This window comes from Streptomyces sp. NPDC006207 (assembly GCF_040613835.1).
Taxonomy (GTDB): domain Bacteria; phylum Actinomycetota; class Actinomycetes; order Streptomycetales; family Streptomycetaceae; genus Actinacidiphila.
Map to the genome: position 1 here is coordinate 237716 of NZ_JBEXSX010000002.1, position 18204 is coordinate 255919.

General features: G+C 73.2%; 15 protein-coding genes. 6 read left to right on the top strand and 9 right to left on the bottom strand.

What is annotated here, in order from left to right; all coding sequences use genetic code 11:
* Positions 1 to 159: 159 nt before the first annotated feature.
* Both ABZ312_RS02565 and dacB read right to left on the bottom strand, forming a co-directional pair.
* Positions 160 to 1338: a zinc-dependent metalloprotease gene (locus ABZ312_RS02565; protein ID WP_500322717.1), complete on the bottom strand. Its 1179-nt coding sequence runs from the start codon at positions 1336 to 1338 to the stop codon at positions 160 to 162.
* Positions 1339 to 1498: 160 nt separating this feature from the next.
* Positions 1499 to 2905, bottom strand: coding sequence for a D-alanyl-D-alanine carboxypeptidase/D-alanyl-D-alanine endopeptidase (gene dacB, locus ABZ312_RS02570; RefSeq protein ID WP_500322716.1), 1407 nt, complete (start codon positions 2903 to 2905; stop codon positions 1499 to 1501).
* 142 nt (positions 2906 to 3047) lie between these two features.
* On the opposite strand from dacB, the gene ABZ312_RS02575 reads away from it, so the two are divergent.
* Entirely contained in the window at positions 3048 to 3542 is a 495-nt protein-coding gene (locus ABZ312_RS02575; RefSeq protein WP_431948302.1) for an inorganic diphosphatase, read from the top strand.
* Between the two features lie 76 nt (positions 3543 to 3618).
* On the opposite strand, the gene ABZ312_RS02580 is transcribed toward ABZ312_RS02575, so the two are convergent.
* The 3 genes from ABZ312_RS02580 to ABZ312_RS02590 form a co-directional block, all read right to left on the bottom strand.
* Positions 3619 to 5016, bottom strand: coding sequence for a wax ester/triacylglycerol synthase family O-acyltransferase (locus ABZ312_RS02580; RefSeq protein WP_500436236.1), 1398 nt, complete (start codon positions 5014 to 5016; stop codon positions 3619 to 3621).
* A 163-nt stretch (positions 5017 to 5179) separates the two neighbouring features.
* The gene (locus ABZ312_RS02585; RefSeq protein WP_500436238.1) at positions 5180 to 6793 is read right to left on the bottom strand and encodes a threonine/serine exporter family protein; all 1614 of its coding nucleotides are present in this window, start codon (positions 6791 to 6793) and stop codon (positions 5180 to 5182) included.
* Between the two features lie 113 nt (positions 6794 to 6906).
* Positions 6907 to 7641 carry a DedA family protein gene (locus tag ABZ312_RS02590; RefSeq protein WP_500322713.1) on the bottom strand — a complete coding sequence of 245 codons (735 nt, stop codon included), beginning with the start codon at positions 7639 to 7641 and terminating at the stop codon, positions 6907 to 6909.
* 139 nt (positions 7642 to 7780) lie between these two features.
* On the opposite strand from ABZ312_RS02590, the gene ABZ312_RS02595 reads away from it, so the two are divergent.
* Together ABZ312_RS02595 and ABZ312_RS02600 are read left to right on the top strand one after the other, a co-directional pair.
* Complete coding sequence (locus ABZ312_RS02595; protein WP_500322712.1) at positions 7781 to 9130, top strand: ABC transporter ATP-binding protein; 1350 nt, start codon at positions 7781 to 7783, stop codon at positions 9128 to 9130.
* A gap of 38 nt (positions 9131 to 9168) precedes the next feature.
* A complete protein-coding gene (locus tag ABZ312_RS02600) occupies positions 9169 to 9540 on the top strand; it encodes a YbjQ family protein (protein WP_500322711.1) in 372 nt (123 codons plus the stop codon).
* Here the strand turns inward: ABZ312_RS02600 and ABZ312_RS02605 are convergent.
* Positions 9521 to 10294: a MerR family transcriptional regulator gene (locus tag ABZ312_RS02605; protein WP_500322710.1), complete on the bottom strand. Its 774-nt coding sequence runs from the start codon at positions 10292 to 10294 to the stop codon at positions 9521 to 9523. The genes ABZ312_RS02600 and ABZ312_RS02605 overlap by 20 nt on opposite strands.
* A gap of 54 nt (positions 10295 to 10348) precedes the next feature.
* On the opposite strand from ABZ312_RS02605, the gene leuE reads away from it, so the two are divergent.
* The 3 genes from leuE (at position 10349) to ABZ312_RS02620 (ending at position 13561) form a co-directional block, all read left to right on the top strand.
* Entirely contained in the window at positions 10349 to 11008 is a 660-nt protein-coding gene (gene leuE / locus ABZ312_RS02610; protein ID WP_500322708.1) for a leucine efflux protein LeuE, read from the top strand.
* 74 nt (positions 11009 to 11082) lie between these two features.
* Complete coding sequence (gad, locus tag ABZ312_RS02615; RefSeq protein WP_500436240.1) at positions 11083 to 12534, top strand: glutamate decarboxylase; 1452 nt, start codon at positions 11083 to 11085, stop codon at positions 12532 to 12534.
* Positions 12535 to 12562: 28 nt separating this feature from the next.
* Positions 12563 to 13561, top strand: coding sequence for a cation diffusion facilitator family transporter (locus tag ABZ312_RS02620; protein ID WP_500436242.1), 999 nt, complete (start codon positions 12563 to 12565; stop codon positions 13559 to 13561).
* Between the two features lie 48 nt (positions 13562 to 13609).
* On the opposite strand, the gene ABZ312_RS02625 is transcribed toward ABZ312_RS02620, so the two are convergent.
* The 3 genes from ABZ312_RS02625 to ABZ312_RS02635 form a co-directional block, all read right to left on the bottom strand.
* Positions 13610 to 15262 carry a carboxypeptidase-like regulatory domain-containing protein gene (locus ABZ312_RS02625; RefSeq protein ID WP_500322705.1) on the bottom strand — a complete coding sequence of 551 codons (1653 nt, stop codon included), beginning with the start codon at positions 15260 to 15262 and terminating at the stop codon, positions 13610 to 13612.
* The gene (locus tag ABZ312_RS02630) at positions 15252 to 16817 is read right to left on the bottom strand and encodes a hypothetical protein (RefSeq protein ID WP_500436244.1); all 1566 of its coding nucleotides are present in this window, start codon (positions 16815 to 16817) and stop codon (positions 15252 to 15254) included. Before ABZ312_RS02630 ends, ABZ312_RS02625 begins: the two co-directional genes overlap by 11 nt.
* Before the next feature lie 230 nt (positions 16818 to 17047).
* Positions 17048 to 18106, bottom strand: coding sequence for a M23 family metallopeptidase (locus ABZ312_RS02635; RefSeq protein WP_500322703.1), 1059 nt, complete (start codon positions 18104 to 18106; stop codon positions 17048 to 17050).
* Between the last annotated feature and the right edge of the window lie 98 nt (positions 18107 to 18204).

Sequence of the window (18204 nt, forward strand, 5' to 3'; positions counted from 1 at the left end):
GAGGCTGGGGGAGGCGTCGGGAACGGTGAAGATGACGCAGGGTAGCTAGATGGTGACAGACAGCGGGCGATACTCGAGCATCGCACGCTTACCCTGCGCCCACGGTCCCTCGGACGGGTGAACCGGGAGGCCCCGGGGCCTGTTGTGCCCCGGGTCGACTCAGGTTTCGCTCCGCCCGTGCACCCGTGCCACCCAGTCCGCGGGTTTGGCGATCTCCTGCTTGGTGGGCAGGGTGTTGGGGGAGGTCCAGATCCGGTTGAAGCCGTCCATCCCGGCCCCGTCCACCACGGAGCGCACGAAACGCTCGCCGTCACGGTACTGGCGCAGCTTGGCGTCCAGCCCCAGCAGCTTGCGCAGCGCCATGTCCATCCGTCCGGCACCGCTCTGCCGGCGGCGCTGGAACTTCTCCCGGATCTCCGCCACGGACGGCACGACGTCCGGGCCCACCCCGTCCATCACGTAGTCGGCGTGCCCCTCCAGCAGCGACATGACCGCGGTCAGCCGCCCCAGGATCTCCCGCTGGTTCGGGGTCTGCACCAGGTCGATCAGGCTGCGGCCCTCGTCGCCGTCCGCGTCGACCGACGCCTCCTCCGCGTCGGGCCGGTTGCCGGAGGAGAAGGCCTGGAACGCCTCGCGGAGCCGCTCGATCAGCGTCGACGGGTCGATCTCGGTCTCGCCGAGGAAGGCCTGGATCTCCTGCTCGATGTGGTCCCGCAGCCAGGGCACGGCCGTGAACTGGGTGCGGTGGGTCTCCTCGTGCAGGCACACCCACAGCCGGAAGTCGTGCGGGTCCACGTCGAGTTCGCGCTCCACGTGGACGATGTTGGGGGCCACCAGCAGGAGCCGCCCGGTGCGCGGCTCGCCCGGACCGGGCGCGGCAGGGCCGGCCGGCATGTCGCGGGTCGCGGGGGCGAAGGTCTCGTACTGGCCCAGCACGCGGGAGGCCAGGAAGCTCAGCAGCATCCCGACCTCGACGCCGGTCACCTTCCCGCCGACGGTGCCCAGCACGGCGCCGCCGGGGCCTCCCGGCTTGCGCGCCTGCATCTTGTCCAGCAGCGGCTTGAGCACTTCGCGGAAGCCGGCGACGTTGGCCCTGATCCACCCCGGGCGGTCCACGATCAGCACCGGGGTCCCGGTGTCGGCCGGGTCCTCCTGATCGCCGAACATCCTGGTGAAGGCCCGGACGTGCGCCTCCGACTCCTTTGCGTGCCGCCGCAGTTCCGCCACGACCGCGCGCGCCTCGTCCCGGCTCACGTCCGGTCCGGGCCGCACGAAGCGGGTCGCGGTCGCGACCGCGAGGTTCCAGTCGACCATCTCCGCACCACCGATGCTCGTCATCCCTTCACGGTACGTGCTTGTCCCCCTCCCCGGGAGCGTTCCTCGCGGGGGCGCGGGCGGCGAACGGGGTTGCGGGTCGGCCGCTCGCCGGAGGCTGGGGGCACCCCCAGCGGCCGCTGGGGGTGCCCCCATGCCTTGCGGAACGACGTCCCACAACCCCCTACGTGCGGCAGCCGCAGGTGGCGAGGCCGGCGGCGAGGCGGTCGAGGGCGGACTGCGCGGCCGTGGGGTTGGTCGTGCCGTTGGTCAGGAAGGCGAACGTGAGCAGGCGGCCGTCCGCGTCGACCACCGTCCCGGCGAGCGCGTTGACCCCGGTGAGCGTGCCCGTCTTCGCGCGGACGAGCCCCGCGCCCCCGCCCGCGGAGGTGAAGCGTTCCCGCAGGGACCCGGTGAAGCCCGCCACGGGCAGGCCGGTGAGGACGGGGCGGAGCTCCGGGTGGTCGGAGTCGGCCGCCAGCGCCAGCATCCGCGCCAGCTGCTCCGCCGTGAGGTGGCCGGCGCGGTTGAGCCCGCTGCCGTCCACGAAGCGGGCCCCCTCCAGCGGGAGCCCGAGTTCGCGGAGTGCGGAGCCGATGGCCTTGGCGCCGCCGGAGAAGGACCCCGGGCGGTCCGCGGCGAGGGCGGTGTGCCGGGCGAGGGCCTCGGCGATGTCGTTGTCGCTGTTGGTGAGCATGCGCTCGACGAGGTCGGCCAGGGGTGCGGACCGCGCCTCCGCCAGCCGGTCGGCCGCGTGCGTGCGCGTGGGCGCCTTGCCGGCCTTCACCGCGCCGTCGATCTCGACGCCGCGCTTGCGCAGCAGGTCCGCGAAGGCCGCCGCCGCGTCCGCCGCCGGGTCCCACCCGCGGGCGGCCGGGCCCTTGAAGCTCTTGCCGTCGGTGCGGCCCTCGTCGGCCATCAGGGCGGTGACGGGCGCGATGTTGTCGTTGTGCCCGATGGGGTGGACGGCGGGGCCGGTGAAGAGCGAGGTGTCGTACGTGAGCTTCACCGAGCGGACGCCCTTGGCGCGCAGCGCGCGGGCGGTGTCGGAGGCCAGGGTACCCAGGGAGGCCGCCGTCCATCCGCCGCCGGGCTTCGCGCGGGCGGTCAGGGTGGGGTCGCCGCCGCCGACCAGGACGACGCGGTCCTTGCCCGCGGCGACCACGGAGGTGGTGAGCCGGTGGTCGGCCCCGAGCAGCGACAGGGCCGCGACGGCCGTGGCGACTTTCGTGGTGGAGGCGGGGACGGCGGCCGTGGCGGTGCCCTGCCCCCACACGGTCCGGCCCGACACGGCGTCGACGACGGCGCCCGTCGTCAGCGCGCCGAGCGCGGGGTCGTGCAGCAACGGGCCGAGCCGGCCCGCCAGTCCGGCCTTGGTCGGCAGCGGCGCGCCCTGCGGCCCGGACACGGCGGTGAGCACCTCGGGGGCGGGCGGCACCGGGGCGACTGCCCCCTTGTGGCCGCCCCCGCCGCCCTTCTTGTGGGGACGCGCCTGCTTCCCCTGACCGTCCCGGGAGGCGGCGATCGCCCGTTCGGCCGTACGCTGGCCTGACTCCCACGGTCCTGCTGCGGCCACAGCCGTCAGCGCCACGGCAAGTCCTGCGGCAGCCGAACCTGCCACCACCTGCCAGTTCTTCGAGACGGGCACCCCGGACCAGCCCCTTTCGCGACCACACACAAGCGTGGGAGACACTTAATCACCAGAAGTATGTGCTGATCATGGAGGACAGGCTGTGCTCGAGTTCGACGTAACGATCGAGATCCCGAAGGGTTCCCGCAACAAGTACGAGGTGGACCACGAGACCGGTCGTATCCGCCTGGACCGGCACCTGTTCACCTCGACGGTCTACCCGGCCGACTACGGCTTCGTGGAGAACACCCTCGGCGAGGACGGCGACCCGCTGGACGCCCTGGTCCTGCTCGACGAGCCGACCTTCCCCGGTGTCCTCGTGCGCTGCCGCGCGATCGGCATGTTCCGCATGACGGACGAGGCCGGCGGCGACGACAAGCTCCTGTGCGTGCCCGCCGCGGACCCGCGGGTCGAGCACCTGCGTGACATTCACCACGTCTCCGAGTTCGACCGCCTGGAGATCCAGCACTTCTTCGAGGTCTACAAGGACCTGGAGCCCGGCAAGTCCGTCGAGGGCGCCAACTGGGTGGGCCGCGCCGAGGCCGAGGCCGAGATCGAGGCGTCCTACAAGCGCCTGAAGGAGCACGGCGGTCACTGACCCCGTACGCTCCCGCGGCCACGAGGGCGGCGCGCTCCCTGCCGGGGCGCGCCGCCCTCACACGTGTCCGGGGGCGTCACCCGCAGGCGTCGAGCAGCTCGGCCAGCGCGCCGTGCAGGGCCCCGGCGAGCGTCTCGGCGTCCCGCAGGGACTCCGCGTCCGCGAGCAGCCCGATGTGGACCCGGCGGCGGTACGTGGAGACGGCGACCGCCAGCGACTGCCCGCGGGCGAGCGGGGCGATCGGGTAGAGCTCCGTCATGCGGCAGCCGTCCAGGGTGAGCGGCACGTCGAGCATCGGCACGTTGGTGACCAGCACGTCGAACAGCAGTCGCGCGGAGGCGGCGAGCAGCGGCGCGGCGAAGCGGTGCGCGAGCGGCGGCACGCTGTCGGCCAGCAGCGCGACGGCACCGGGCCCCGAGTCGGGTCCGGCGTCCTTGTTGCGGTCCATGCCCGCGCGGACGTCGCGCAGCCGGGCGAGCGGGTCGGGCTCACCGACCGGCAGCCGCAGCAGGTAGCCGGAGATGCGGTTGCCCCGGCCGCCGCGCACGCCTCTGCGGCGGCGCCGCGCCACCGGGATCAGGGCGCGCGGGCCCGGACCCGCCGGGTCGTCGCCGCGGGCCTGCATCCAGCGCCGCAGCGCGCCGGCGACGACGGCCATGACGACGTCGTTGACGGTCCCGCCGCTGGTCTTGCGGATCCGGTGCAGGTCGTCGACGTCGAGGGAGGCGGTGGCGAAGCGGCGCTCCGCGCCGCCGGGCGTCCAGGCCGCGCCCAGCGCGGCGGGCCCGCCGGGGTCGAGGGAGGCGCGCAGCACGGCCGAGCCGATGCCCAGGGCGCGCCCGGCCTCGCGCACCCGGTCCGGCAGGGAGGCGACGACCTGCCGCGGATCGGGCAGCGGCAGCGCGGGCAGGTGGATGCCGGGCCCCCGTACCTGGGCCGGTACGGCCGCCTCGGCGCCGGGCCGCGGCGCCGGCGCCGGACCCGCCGGGGCGGGGGCGGCCGCCGTGGTGCGGGCCCCCTGGTCGAGCAGGGCGGCGCCGAACTCCACGGCGCGCAGGCCGTCGGCGAGGGCGTGGTGCAGCTTGACCAGGACGTAGAAGGGCACGTCGGGCGCGCCCTCGATGACGTAGACCTCCCACGGCGGCCGGTCGCGGTCCATGGGCCGGGACATCAGTTCGGCGACGGCGGCCCGGGCGTCGGCCCGGCGGACGGCGTGGACGTGGTGCCGGGCGTCGAAGTGCTCGTCGGCCGCCCAGGCGGCGCCGCCGACGCCGTACCAGACGTCCCTCACGCGCTGCCGCATCCGCGGTACGGCCTCGGCCCGGACGGTGAGCAGCGCGGCGAGTCCGTCGGCGTCGACCGGGTGCTCCGGGTCGCGGTCGAAGACGGCCACGGCGCCCAGGTGCATGGGGTGACCCGGCGAGTCCAGGTTCCAGAAGGCGAGGTCCAGCGGGCTCAGGTGCTCGTCTGCCAAGGCTCCATGCCTCCGAAAGGTCGGGTTTTGCCCCGGAACGGACTCCAGTTGGTGAAGTGAAACCCCTAAAACCGATTACAGTCAACTACGACCACGATACGGACAGTTAACATCAGGTTGCCCGTACGATCGCCGGGCGGCGAGGCGGCGGGGCCCGGAAGGCTCAGAAACCGCGGGTCCGCTTGGCCGCCGCGCGGCGTCGTGCCTGGTCAGCGCCGCCGGGCAGCTTGATGAACAGCCGCGCGATCTCTCCTCCCAGGTTCACCCCGATGGCCACGGCGAGCGCCAGCGCCGCCGCCTTCGTCAGCGAGGCGAATCCCTGGTCCAGGTGACCGCGGGTCAGCCCGAGGAGCCCGAAGTACGTCGCGGAACCCGGCAGCAGCGGGCCGATGGCCGCCGTGACGTACGGCAGCGCGGAGGCGTACCGGTAGCGGGAGAGCACCTGGCCGAAGAGACCCACCAGGCCGGCGGCCACGGCGGTGGCCGCGACCGGCGACATGCCGATGCCGATCTTCTCCTGGTGCAGCGCCGCGTAGACCGTCCAGGCGACACCGCCGTTGAGCGCGGCGACCACCAGCACGCCGCGCTCGCACTGCAGCAGCACGGCGAAGGCCAGGCTCAGCACCATCGCGGCGACCAGTTGCACCGGCGGGTTCTCGTAGGCCCGGAAGACCTGGTCCGGGTCGAGTCCGGCACCCAGGCTGACCCCGGCGTAGAGGATCAGCGTCACGCCGACGACGATGCCGGTGAAGAGGTACATCACCTCCAGCAGGCGCGCGGAGGCGGTGATGTAGAAGCCGGTCAGGCCGTCCTGGACGGCCGCGACCAGGGCCCTTCCCGGGATCAGCGCGAAGAGCCCACCGGTGATGACCGCCGAGGCCTGCAGGGTGCTCGTACCGGGCAGGTGCTGGCCGAACCGGGCGACCAGCGCCCCCATCACGGCGGCGGGCATCGCCGCGGCGACGAACTGGTAGAACTCCGGCAGCCCGCGGCCCGCGCACAGCCAGGCCAGCCGGTCGCCCAGCATCGCGCCGAGCGCGGCGATCGCGAACACCAGCGGACCACCGCCGCCGACCAGCATGCTCGCCGCGCCGGCGAGGAGCCCGGCCGCCCCGGTCAGCAGCCAGCCCGGGTACGGGTGCCGGTTGCGGCGGATCTCGGCGAGCCGCCGGTAGGCGTCCTCCAGGCTGAGGTCGGCCGCGGTGACGTCGTTGATCAGCCGGAAGACGGCCGCGAGACGGGTGTAGTCGGTGGCCCGGCGGCGCACCGTGCGGTTGGCGGTGACCGGCGCGTCCACGAGCGAGGGCTGGTACGAGATGCCCAGCAGGGTGAACGTCACGGTCGGCTCGACCCGTCCGAGCCCGTAGGCGTGGGCGACGCCGAGCATCGCGGCCTCGACGTCCTCCGCGCCTTCGCCGCCGGCGAGCAGCAGCTCACCGATGCGCAGCGTGAGGTCGAGCACGCGCGGGACCGGTGGGCCGCCCTCCGCCTCCGGCCGCCGGGCGGGCTGCTCGGGAGCGGGGCGCTCGCCGACGGGCATGCGCAGCATCGTGCGCATCCGGTCGGGCCAGGGGGTCTCCTTGGAGAGGCTGACGACCGGGATGCCCTCGGGGGGCGTGAAGGCCGGGTGGGACAGCTGCGATGAGGTCCGCGTCCCGGGGCGGGCGAAGGCGGAACCCTGCGGTTCGGGCCTGGGCAGTTCCACGCCCAGCGGCGGGGTGAACTCCGAGCCGCCGACCGGCTGCTCGGGCTCGTCGGGCTCCTTGGGGTGCGCCACGGGATCCTCCTTTCGACGCGTGATCACTGGACGGTGCCGGGGTGCGCCAGAGGGGAGGGTGCGGTCACCCTCCCCTCTGGCACAGCGGGACGACTGCCCACTCCCTCCGTCCGCTAACGGCGGTTCGCGCGGTGCCGCCCGCCGGAGCCCCGCTGGAGCGGGGGCTGGCCGGCCTCGTCCTCGTCCGCGTACTCGGGTGCGCCGGGCAGCGGCCCGGGGCCGGCCTTGCGGGAGGCCGCGCGGGCGCGCAGGAACTCGATCGCGATCGGGACGACCGAGAGCAGCACGATGCCGACCAGGATCAGCTCGATGTGCTCGTGGACGAACGCGATCTGGCCCAGCCAGTAGCCGAGCAGGGTCACGCCGGCGCCCCACAGCAGGCCGCCGACGATGTTGTACGTCACGAAGACGCGGTAGTTCATGCGGCTGACGCCGGCGATGATCGGGGTGAAGGTGCGCACGATCGGCACGAAGCGGGCGAGCACGATCGACTTGGCGCCGTGCCGTTCGAAGAACTCGTGGGCCTTCTCGACGTTCTCCTGCTTGAAGAGCCTGGAGTCAGGGCGCCGGAAGAGCGAGGGCCCGACCTTGCGGCCGAAGAGGTAGCCCACCTGGTCGCCGGCGACCGCGGCGAGCACGACCAGCACGCAGACCAGCCAGATCGGATAGTCGAGCTTGCCGCCCGCGACCAGCAGGCCGCCGGTGAAGAGCAGGGAGTCACCTGGCAGGAAGAAGCCGATGAGCAGACCCGACTCGGCGAAGACGATCGCCAGCAGGCCGATTAGGCCCGCTGACGAGATGAGGTAATCGGGGTCGAGCCATTGCGGGCCCAGGGCGAGAGTCGTCACGCGCCAAAAGTATCAACGTGGTCGCGACCGAACCGTTCCCAGCCCGCGAACGCTCGGCTACGGTCCTCCCAAGCGTTTTACCGTGCAACACCGCAAGTCGCCCGTCACTCCTGAATCATCATGATCCGGCGGAACCCACATGACTCGCGCCATCTCCCTGCACGACGTCTCGAAGACCTACGGCCGCGGCGTGCGCGCCGTGGACCGCTTCTCCCTGGACATCGCCCCCGGCGAGTTCCTGGTGCTGCTCGGCCCCTCGGGCTGCGGCAAGTCCACGGTGCTGCGCATGATCGCCGGCCTGGAGGACATCACCTCCGGCGAGCTGCTGCTGGACGGCGAGTACGCCAACGACCTGGCACCGGGCGACCGGAGGATGGCCATGGTCTTCCAGAACTTCGCCCTCTACCCGAGCATGACCAGCCGGGAGAACATCGGCTTCCCGCTGCGCTTCGAGATGCCCGGGCAGGACACCGGGCCCCGGGTCGCGGAGACCGCGCGGACCCTGGGCATCGAGGACATCCTCGACCGCTACCCGGGCCAGCTGTCCGGCGGCGAGCGGCAGCGGGTCGCGATGGGCCGGGCCATCTCGCGGCGCCCGTCCGTCTTCCTGATGGACGAGCCGCTGTCCAACCTGGACGCCAAGCTCCGCTCGCACCTGCGCGCCGAGATCGCCCGGCTGACCCGCGGCATGGGCGTGACGACCGTGTACGTCACCCACGACCAGGCCGAGGCGATGTCCCTGGGCGACCGCGTGGCGATCATGCGCAACGGCGTGCTGCAGCAGGTGGGCACCCCGCGTGCGGCGTACCACCTGCCGCAGAACGTCTTCGTGGCCGCCTTCATCGGCACCCCGCGGATCAACCTCATGGAGGCGACCGTGGTGGCACCGCTGGACGGCGGGATGTGGATCGACCTCGGACGGCAGCGGCTCGTCCTCCCCCAGCCGCTGAGCCGGGACCACCAGATGCTCCGCATCCAGCAGGGCCGGCCGGTCATCGTCGGTCTGCGCTCGGAGGCCGTGCGCATCGACCGGCCGAGCAGCGCGCGGCCGGGCGAGGTGGTGCTGAGCGGTGTCGTGGAGCACGTGGAGTACCAGGGCCACGAATCGCTGGTACACCTCGGCACCGGCGCCCGCGCGGCCGTCGTGCCCGAACTGGAGTCCGCCCGTCCGGGCACCGGGCGGCAGCGCTCCCGGGCGGCGTCCCGGCAGGGCGGCGCGGCAGGCCTGGGCCGGCTGGTGCAGAAGGCCGCCGCTCGGGTCTCCGGCCAGGGCCAGACGGCCGTACTGGACCCGCCGGGGCAGCGGCCGGAGACCGAGCGGCCCGCCGGCGGGGGCGGCGACCTGGTCGTGCGCACCGGGCCCGACCTGCGGCTCCGTGCCGGCCAGCACGTGCCGCTGCTGGTCGACCTCGCGCACCTGTACGTCTTCGACCACGCGGGCCACCGGATCTGCCCGGCCCCGGACCGGGCACCGCACCTGGAGTACTGAGACTGCGCGGGACGGCGCACAGGGGCGACGATGCCCGTATGGGTATCGACGAGTACGGCGGCGGACAGTCGCCCCGGTCCGCCGTCCTGGTGGTCACCACGAACGACGTGCCGGGCTACCGGGTGGAACGGGTGATCGGTGAGGTGTTCGGCCTCACCGTCCGCTCCCGCCACCTGGGCAGCCAGATCGGCGCGGGCCTGAAGTCCCTGATCGGCGGCGAGCTGAAGGGACTCACCAGGACCCTGGCCCAGACCCGCACCGAGGCGATGGAGCGGCTGGTGGAACAGGCGCAGTCGCGCGGCGCCAACGCGGTGCTGGCGATGCGCTTCGACGTCGGCGAGGCCGCCGACGCCGGCACCGAGGTGTGCGCCTACGGCACGGCGGCGGTGATCAGCCCCGCGCCCGCCTAGCGTTGGCGACGATCGCGTCGTGGACGTACTGCGCGGTGCCCGGCGCGATCGCCTCGTAGAAGGCGTTGAAGCGCGGGTCCGCCAGGTACATCTCGGCGAGACCGGTGTGGATCTCGTACGTGCAGTCGTAGTAGTGGTCCACGATGAACTGCCGGTGCTCCTCGGCCAGGTCCATCGCCGCCTCGCCGTCCGCCGGGGCGCCGGACCCGCGCAGCGCGACCAGCCGGGCGCCCCAGTCCTCCTGTTCGGCCTTGATCCGCAGCCAGTCCTCCTTGGTGTAGGAGGCGGCGCGGCGCTGCGACTGCTCGTACGCCTCGGTGTCGCCCCAGCGCTCCCGGGTCTCCTCGGCGTGCCGGTCGGGGTCGTAGTCCCCGAAGACCTCGAACTTCTCCTCGGGCGTGAGGTTGATGCCCATCGTGCGTGCCTCCATGGCTCGTTGGACGGCGTCGGCCATCTCCGTCAGCTTCCCGATCCGCGCGGTCAGCAGCTCGTGCTGGCGCCGCAGGTGCTCCCGCGGGTCCGCGGCAGGGTCGTCGAGGAGGACCGCCACCTGGTCCAGGGGGAAGCCGAGCTCCCGGTAGAAGAGGATCTGCTGCAGCCGGTCGAGGTCGGCGTCGCTGTAGCGCCGGTGGCCCGCGTGGCTGCGGGCGCTGGGTGAGAGCAGTCCGATCTCGTCGTAGTGGTGCAGCGTGCGGACGGTCACGCCGGCGAAACCCGCCACCTGCCCGACCGGGTAGCCCGTGCTCGTGTTCATGACCACACTCTCCGGCCTCACGCCACGTGAGGTGCAAGTGCCATATTGGTGCGCATGCTGGGAATCACCGACCTGTCGACGTACGTGCTGGGCACCGTACTGATCGTGCTGCTGCCGGGGCCGAACTCGCTGTACACCCTGTCCGTCGCGGCGCGCCGCGGCGTCCGGACGGCGTACCGCGCGGCCCTGGGCGTCTTCCTCGGCGACACCGTGCTGATGACCGCGTCGGCGGCGGGCGTGGCCGGGCTGCTCCAGGCCAACGCCGTGCTGTTCGGCATCGTGAAGTACGCGGGCGCCGGCTACCTGGCGTGGATCGCCGTCGGCATGGCGCGGGCCGCCTGGGGCATGTGGCGCTCCCGGGGCACCGAGCCGGTGCCGGTGACGACCGCGGCCGAGGAGGTGGCGGACGCCGAGCGGCCGTTCCGGCGGGCGCTGGTGATCAGCCTGCTCAACCCCAAGGCGATCCTGTTTTTCATCTCCTTCTTCGTGCAGTTCGTGGACCCCGGCTACGCCCACCCCGCGCTGTCCTTCCTCGCGCTGGGCGCCATCGCGCAGGTCTTCAGCTTCTGCTACCTGACGCTGCTGATCTTCGGCGGCACCTACCTGGCCGCCCAGTTCCGCCGTCGCAGGCGCCTGGCGGCGGGACTGACCTCGGGCGCCGCGGCGCTCTTCCTGGGCTTCGCGGCGAAGCTGTCGATGTCCTCGGCGGGCTGACCGGCCCCCGGCCGGGACCGGTCGCCGGTCGCCGCCGACCTGCCGGTGACCGTTTTCACACGTATCGTGACGGTATGTCGCTGCACAAAGGTGCCGAGGGCCTGCCGAAGCTCGCCGTGAACCCCTTCTACGCCGGGGCCGACCCGGTCGCCGGGATGCGTGCTGCGCCGCCCAAGCACCGGCTGCCCGACGGCCCGATGGCGCCCGGCACGGCGTACCAGCTCGTCCACGACGAGCTGATGCTCGACGGCAACGCCCGGCTCAACCTCGCCACCTTCGTCACCACGTGGATGGAGCCCGAGGCCGGGGTGCTGATGGGCGAGTGCCTCGACAAGAACATGATCGACAAGGACGAGTACCCGCGCACCGCCGAACTGGAGCGGCGCTGCGTGTCGATGCTCGCCGACCTGTGGCACGCCCCCGATCCGGAGAGCGCCGTCGGCTGCTCCACCACCGGCTCCTCCGAGGCCTGCATGCTCGCCGGGATGGCCCTCAAACGCCGCTGGATGAGGCGTACCGGCGACGGCGCCCGCGCGTCCCTCGCACGCCGCCTGACCAGGCGCGGCGGCGACCGCCACCCGGGCACCGGCCGCCCGAACCTGGTCATGGGAGCCAACGTGCAGGTCTGCTGGGAGAAGTTCTGCAACTTCTGGGAGGTCGAGCCGCGCCTGATGCCGATGGAGGGCGACCGGCTGCACCTGGACGCGGACGCCGCCGTCGCGATGTGCGACGAGAACACCATCGGGGTGGTGGCCGTCCTCGGCTCGACCTTCGACGGCTCCTACGAGCCCGTGGCCCAGATCTGCGCCGCGCTCGACGCCTTCCAGGAGCGGACCGGGCTGGACGTCCCCGTCCACGTCGACGGCGCCTCCGGGGGCATGATCGCGCCCTTCCTCGACGAGGACCTGGTCTGGGACTTCCGGCTGCCCCGGGTGGCCTCGATCAACACCTCCGGCCACAAGTACGGGCTGGTCTACCCCGGCGTCGGCTGGGCGCTGTGGCGGGACAGCGACGCCCTGCCCGAGGAGCTGGTCTTCCGGGTCAACTACCTCGGCGGCGACATGCCGACCTTCGCCCTGAACTTCTCCCGGCCGGGCGCGCAGGTGGTCGCCCAGTACTACACCTTCCTGCGCCTGGGCCGGGACGGCTTCCGCACCGTCCAGCAGACCGCCCGCGACGTGGCCGTCTACCTCGCCTCGCGGATCGAGGAGTGCGGGGACTTCCGGCTGATCACCCGAGGCGACCAGTTGCCGGTCTTCGCCTTCACCACCGCCGACCACGTCACCGCCTACGACGTCTTCGACGTCTCCCGGCGGATGCGCGAGCGCGGCTGGCTGGTGCCCGCCTACACCTATCCGGCCGACCGCGAGGACCTGGCGGTGCTGCGCATCGTGGTCCGCAACGGCTTCTCCGAGGACCTCGCCGACCTCTTCCTCGCCGACCTCAAGCGCTACCTCCCCCAACTGCGCGAACAGGAGCGCCCGCTCCACCCGCCCGGCGAGGCACCCACCGCCTTCCACCACTGAGCGCCGCGTGGCGGGGCACACGCTCCCCATGGGGAAGGACGAACAGACCAAGGGCACCGTCTTCATCGCCCTCGCCGCGAACCTGGTGATCGCCGTGGCGAAGGCGGTCGGCGGGCTGCTCACCACCTCGCCTGCGCTGCTGTCGGAGGCCGCGCACTCGGTGGCCGACACCCTCAACGAGGTCTTCCTGCTGGCCGCGCTGCGCCGCAGCCGGCGCAGGCCCGACGCGCGGCACCCCTTCGGCTACGGGAAGGAGCGCTGGTTCTGGTCGCTGCTCGCCGCCGTGGGGATCTTCGTGATGGGCGGCTGCTTCTCCTTCTACCAGGGCGTGTCCGCGTTCCACGAGCGCGAGCCGCACACCACGCAGGCCTTCCTGACCGCCGTGGCCGTCCTGGTCGTCTCCCTGCTCGCCGAGGGATCCTCGCTGCTCAGGGCGCTGCTGCAGGTGCGCGGCGGGGCCCGCGAGCACGGCCGCCCCTTCCGCACCGAACTGCGCGAGGGTGACGACCCCACCCTGCGCACCGTGCTCGGCGAGGACAGCGCCGCGGTGCTCGGCGTGCTGCTGGCGCTCGCCGGCGTGGTGCTGCACTGGACCACCGGCGACCGCACCTGGGAGGCGTACGCGTCCCTGGCGATCGCCGCCCTGCTGATATACGTCGCCTACCGGCTCGGCAAGGACTGCCGGGACACCCTCATCGGCGAGGCCGCCGACCCCCGGCTGCGGCACCGGGCGCACGAACTGCTGACCCTGCAGCCGGAGATCGACACGGTCACCGCGCTGCTGACGATGCGCCTCGGGGTCGACTCGGTGCTGCTGGCCGCCCGGCTGGACCTGACCGAGGGCATCGACAGCGAGACCGTGGAGGAGGCCGCGGTCCGCATCAAGCGCACCCTGGCCGGGGAGTTCCCCGAACTGGACCAGATCTTCCTGGACGTCACGGACGCCTCCGACGAGGACCGCCGCGCGGCGCACCGGCTGAGGCGGTCCCTGCGCTCCGAGGCGGGCAAGGGCGAGGGCGGGGGCTGACCGGTCGCCCGGCCGGCCCCCGCCCTCGTGCGGGTGGTGCCGCGTGCGTCAGCGCACGTCGACGTAGACGGCGGTGCCGTCGCTGTCGAAGTGCTTGGAGTCACCGAAGTACTGGATCAGCCACTTGCCGTCGGAGGACGGCTTGCCCTTCACGGTGGCCTTGCCCGTCGAGCTCGTGGTGCCCGACGCGACGTACGTCCACTTCGTCGAGCCCTTCTTCTGGAAGAACAGCTCGACGTGCCGGCCCTTGTACGGCCGCCAGGAACCGGAGACGTACTCCTTCAACGTGCCGGTGAAGGTGACGGTGGCGCCCTTCTTCACCTTCGTCGCGGACGCCTTGATCGAGTACATCCGGGTGTTGGTGCGGGTCAGCCGGACCGGCTTGGTGGTGCTCTCGGCGAGCTGGTCGGAGACGTAGTGGTGCAGTCGGTAGTAGCCGTCGAGGTGGCCCCACTTGGTGATCGTCACCACGCTGCCGTTGTTGTCGGCGTGCGCGGTGCCGAGGTCCTGCCAGCCGGTCTTGCCGTCCTTGGAGTACTCCAGGTGGACGACCTGGGGCTGGTAGACGGACGTCACCCGGTCGTACGCGGCGTACAGCCGGGCGGACAGGGTGACCTTGGTGTCCGCGGCGATCTTGGCGCTCGCCTCGGTGAAGACAGAGTCCGCCGGGAGGACGATCGAGCCGCCGGCGGAGACGGAGGCGGACAGGTAGGGGTCCGCCTCGCCGGCCGACCAGGACCCGTACGTGGCGGGAGCCGCGATCACCTTGCCGGTGAAGGCGCCCGAGGCGTCGGTGGTGACCGTGACCTGACCCGTGCCGCTGAGCGCCAGCGCCACCGGCACCCCGGCGACCGGCGCGCCCGTGGTGTCCTTGACGTGGCCGCTGATCGTCACCGCCTGGCCGGGCACCGCGCGGGTGCGGTCGGCCGTGGCGGTGACGATCACGTCGGTCTGCCGGATCTCCGGGCTCCCGGCCTCCGCGGTGACGGACCCGTGCACCCGCCCGTCGTCCACGGAGAGCGCCGCCCTCAGCCCGGACCACGTGACGACCGGGAACTCCTGGGAGGTGAAGGACCCGTCCGCCCCGGTCACGGCCTGCCCGGTGCTGTCGGGCCGCCCGTCGACGGAGTAGTAGGTGCGGGTCACGTCGACCGTGGCGCCCTCGACGGGCACCTGGTCGCCGCTGCCCGGCTGGACGCCGAGGAGCGTGCCGGTGACGGCCGTCGTGCGGTGGTCCTTGTCCAGCACCGTCCGCGTCAGGACGGTGCCGGTGAGGACCGGCCGGAGGGTGAAGTCCAGGGTGCCGGCGCCCGTGCGGGTGACGGTGTGGCCCTGGTCGTCGGTGGCGGTGACGTCGATGGTGTACCGGCCCAGGTGCGGCATGGCGCCGCCGTCCTCGGTCAGCTTCAGCGGGGCGCCGGACGGCACCGACCACCGCTCCCCGGAGCCGGCGAGCGACAGCGCGTCCACGACGACCGCGTCGCCGTCGCGCACCGTCGCCGTGACCGAGGTGACCGCGGCGCCGGGGACGTCCGTCCACACCGGCACCGTGAAGGAGCCGCGCTCGGCGTCGGCCGTACGGGCCACACCGATGCCGACCGGGCCCGCGTCGTCGGCGAGGGCGGGGGTGACGGCGAGACCGCCGGAGAGCGCGGCCACCGAGGCGATCAGCGCGAGGGCGCGCCGGGACTCAACGGGCATTGACGTACTCCGTCTTCGACTCGCTGTAGAAGTGCGTGGAGTCGGCCTCCAGGTAGGCGCCCCACGTGCCGTCGCCGTAGGCCTTGGTGTTGAGGCTGAAACGGCCCGAGGAGTCGGTCCTCCCCTTCACGGTCCAGTACCAGGTGCTCTCGCCCTTGGGCCGGAAGACGATGACGACCTTCCCGCCCTTGTACGCCTTCCACTTGCCGCCCGACTGGTACTGCAGCGTGCCGCGGGCCTTCAGCGCACCGCCCACGCGCGGGCTGTTGGGCGTCATGTCGAAGGAGACGATCCGGGTCACCGTGCGGTGCAGGCGCTTCTTGGCCGAGGCCACCGCGAGCATCCCGTCCGACTCGGCGTGGTACAGGCGGTAGTAGCCGTCCGTGTAGCCGTAGGCGCTCACCGAGAAGGAGCACTTGCCGCCGGAGGAGTCCCCCGCGGAGCCCGACTTGAGGGTCTTCCAGCCGGTGCTGCCGTTCTTGGAGTACTGCAGGGAGACCTGCGCGTTCCAGCAGGAACCCGCCAGCTTGCCCTTGGCCGTGACCTTCTTGTAGGCGTCCAGCGACATCGTGACGCCCGAGTAGGAGCCGGCCGTGGGCACGTTGACCAGGTGCTCGGCGTAGGCGAAGCCGGACACGTACTCCGACGGCTTGACGTAGGTGTAGTGGTACGTCGTCCTCGTCGCCGTCGCCGCGAGCGAGAAGTTCCCCGAGGCGTCCGCGGTGCCCGTGCCCATCAGGCCGGGCGTGGTGTACCGGTACACGTCCGGGGGCTGCGGGGTGGTGACCAGGGGCGCGCCGGCAAACGGCTTCCAGCCCTCGTCGGTCAGCCGCTGGACGGTGCCCCGCATGGTGAAGGTCTTGCCCTGGTGGACCCGCTTGGCCGACGGATCGGCGCTGATCCGGTACTGCACCGCCTTGGCCGGCAGCTCCGGGAGGGCGGCCGGGGCCACCGGGTCGGTGTCGGCCCCGCCGCTGACGACGGCGGTGCCCGCGGTGAGCGCGCCGCCGGGCGTCACGCCGACCGAGAAGGTGCCGTCGGCTCCGGACGTCGCCGTCGCCGAGCCGTGCTTGGTGTCGACCCCGACGCGGGCGGTCCAGTTGACCCGCACCGGAGTGCCGGGCGCGGCCGGGCCGGTCGTGCCCGTCGCGGGGTCAAAGGTCGTGACGGCGCCGGTGAGCACCGCCGACTGGTGGTCGAAGTCGGTGTGGTCGCGGTCGTAGGCGAGCGTGCCGACCCCGGTGTGCAGCCGGTAGCCGAAGAGCCCCGCCCCGCCGTGTGCGGCGCCGCTCCAGTGCTGGACGGTGCCGCCGGGCAGGCGGTAGTCGACGTCCACCGGGTAGTCGCCGAACGCCGTGCCCGCGGGCAGGCCGACGGGCCGGTCGGTGTACCAGCCGCGCTGCCACGAGAAGGACAGGTCGTCGGTCGAGGCCAGTACGGGCGCGTCCGCGGCCGCGGAGGCCCGGACGCTCACCTTGACCCACAGCGCCTGGCCGTCGGCCAGGCCCACGGCCAGGGTGCCGTCGTCGCCGGTGGTCAGACCGCTGACCGTCACGTCGTCGGCGAAGGCCGGCCAGACGGTCAGCGGTCCAGCCGCGAGGCCGGTGGTGAGAAGGAGAACGGATGCACTTCGGAGGACGGCAGCCCGATGTGCGCGCGGTATGCGCATGCAGGACCCCCCACAGGTCAGAAAGCGGCGCCGAAACGGTCAGCGCCGGAGGCCGAACAATAGCGAACCTGTGAGGGAGTTGTGGGGGGCGGGGCTCCCGTGCCGGTCGGCGGCCGTCAGCCGCCGATCCGCACGCCGTGCCGGGCCAGCCAGGGCAGCGGGGCGACCGACGAACCCATCTGCGGCGTGACACGGACCTCGAAGTGCAGGTGCGGACCGGTGGAGTTGCCGGAGTTGCCGGACCGGCCGATCCGTTCGCCGGCGCGGACCCGCTGTCCGGGGACGACCTCCAGCACGGACAGATGGGCGTAGTGCGTGCAGTAGCCGTCGTCGTGCCGGACCACGACCTGGTTGCCGAAGCCGTCACCGCACGCGGCCACCACCACCGTGCCGTCGCCCACCGCGCGGACCGGGGTGCCCGGCGGCACCGCGAAGTCCTGGCCGGTGTGGCGGTGCGCCCAGTGCGCCCCGGAGGCGTCGTAGCCGGCGGTGAGCGTGTAGTGCGCCACCGGGCGCACCCAGTGCGGGGCGCCCGCCCGGTGGGCGGCGGCGGACGACCGGGGCGGGGTCCGGGGGAGGTCGCGCGGGCAGTCCGCCGAGAGTCCCTCGTGGGCCATGAGCGCCAGGTCCCGGGCGGACAGCCCGGCCCGGGCGCGCAGCAGCCGCGCCTCGATGCGCCGGCGGAGCGCGTCCTTGCGACGGGCCTCGCGGGCCAGCACCGCCAGCGTCCGGTGGACGGCCTCGGTGTCCGCCGCCAGCCGGCGCTCGGCCAGCATCCGCTCGGCCAGCAGCGCCGCCTGCGCGTGGTCGCCCTGCCGGGCCAGCGTCGCGCCCTCCAGCAGCCGGTCGGGCCGCCCGGACAGCAACAGCCGCGCCGAGGGTCCCAGCCCCCCGTTGCGGTACTCGCTGCGCGCCATCGCCCCGATCCGGTCCCGCAGCACGTCCAGCCGCCGCCGTTCCACCGCCGCTGCCCGGTGCAGCAGGCGCAGGTCGGCCCGCTTGCGGCGGACCGCCCGCTCCGCGTCCTCGTACGCCTGCACCGCACGGGCCGCCTGCGCGTACAGCCGCTCCACCCGGGCCGGGGGGCCCGGGCGCGGCCCGGGGTGCTCGCCGGCCACCGCCGGCGAGGCGGTCAGCAGCAGGCAGAGGGCCACGGCCGCCGTCCTCCATCGCATCGCCCGATCCTTTCGGGCCGGTCACCGCGGGGCCCGGACGACACGCCCCGCCGCCCGGCGGCCACCCGGCGGGGTGACCGCATCCGGGCGTGCGCCCG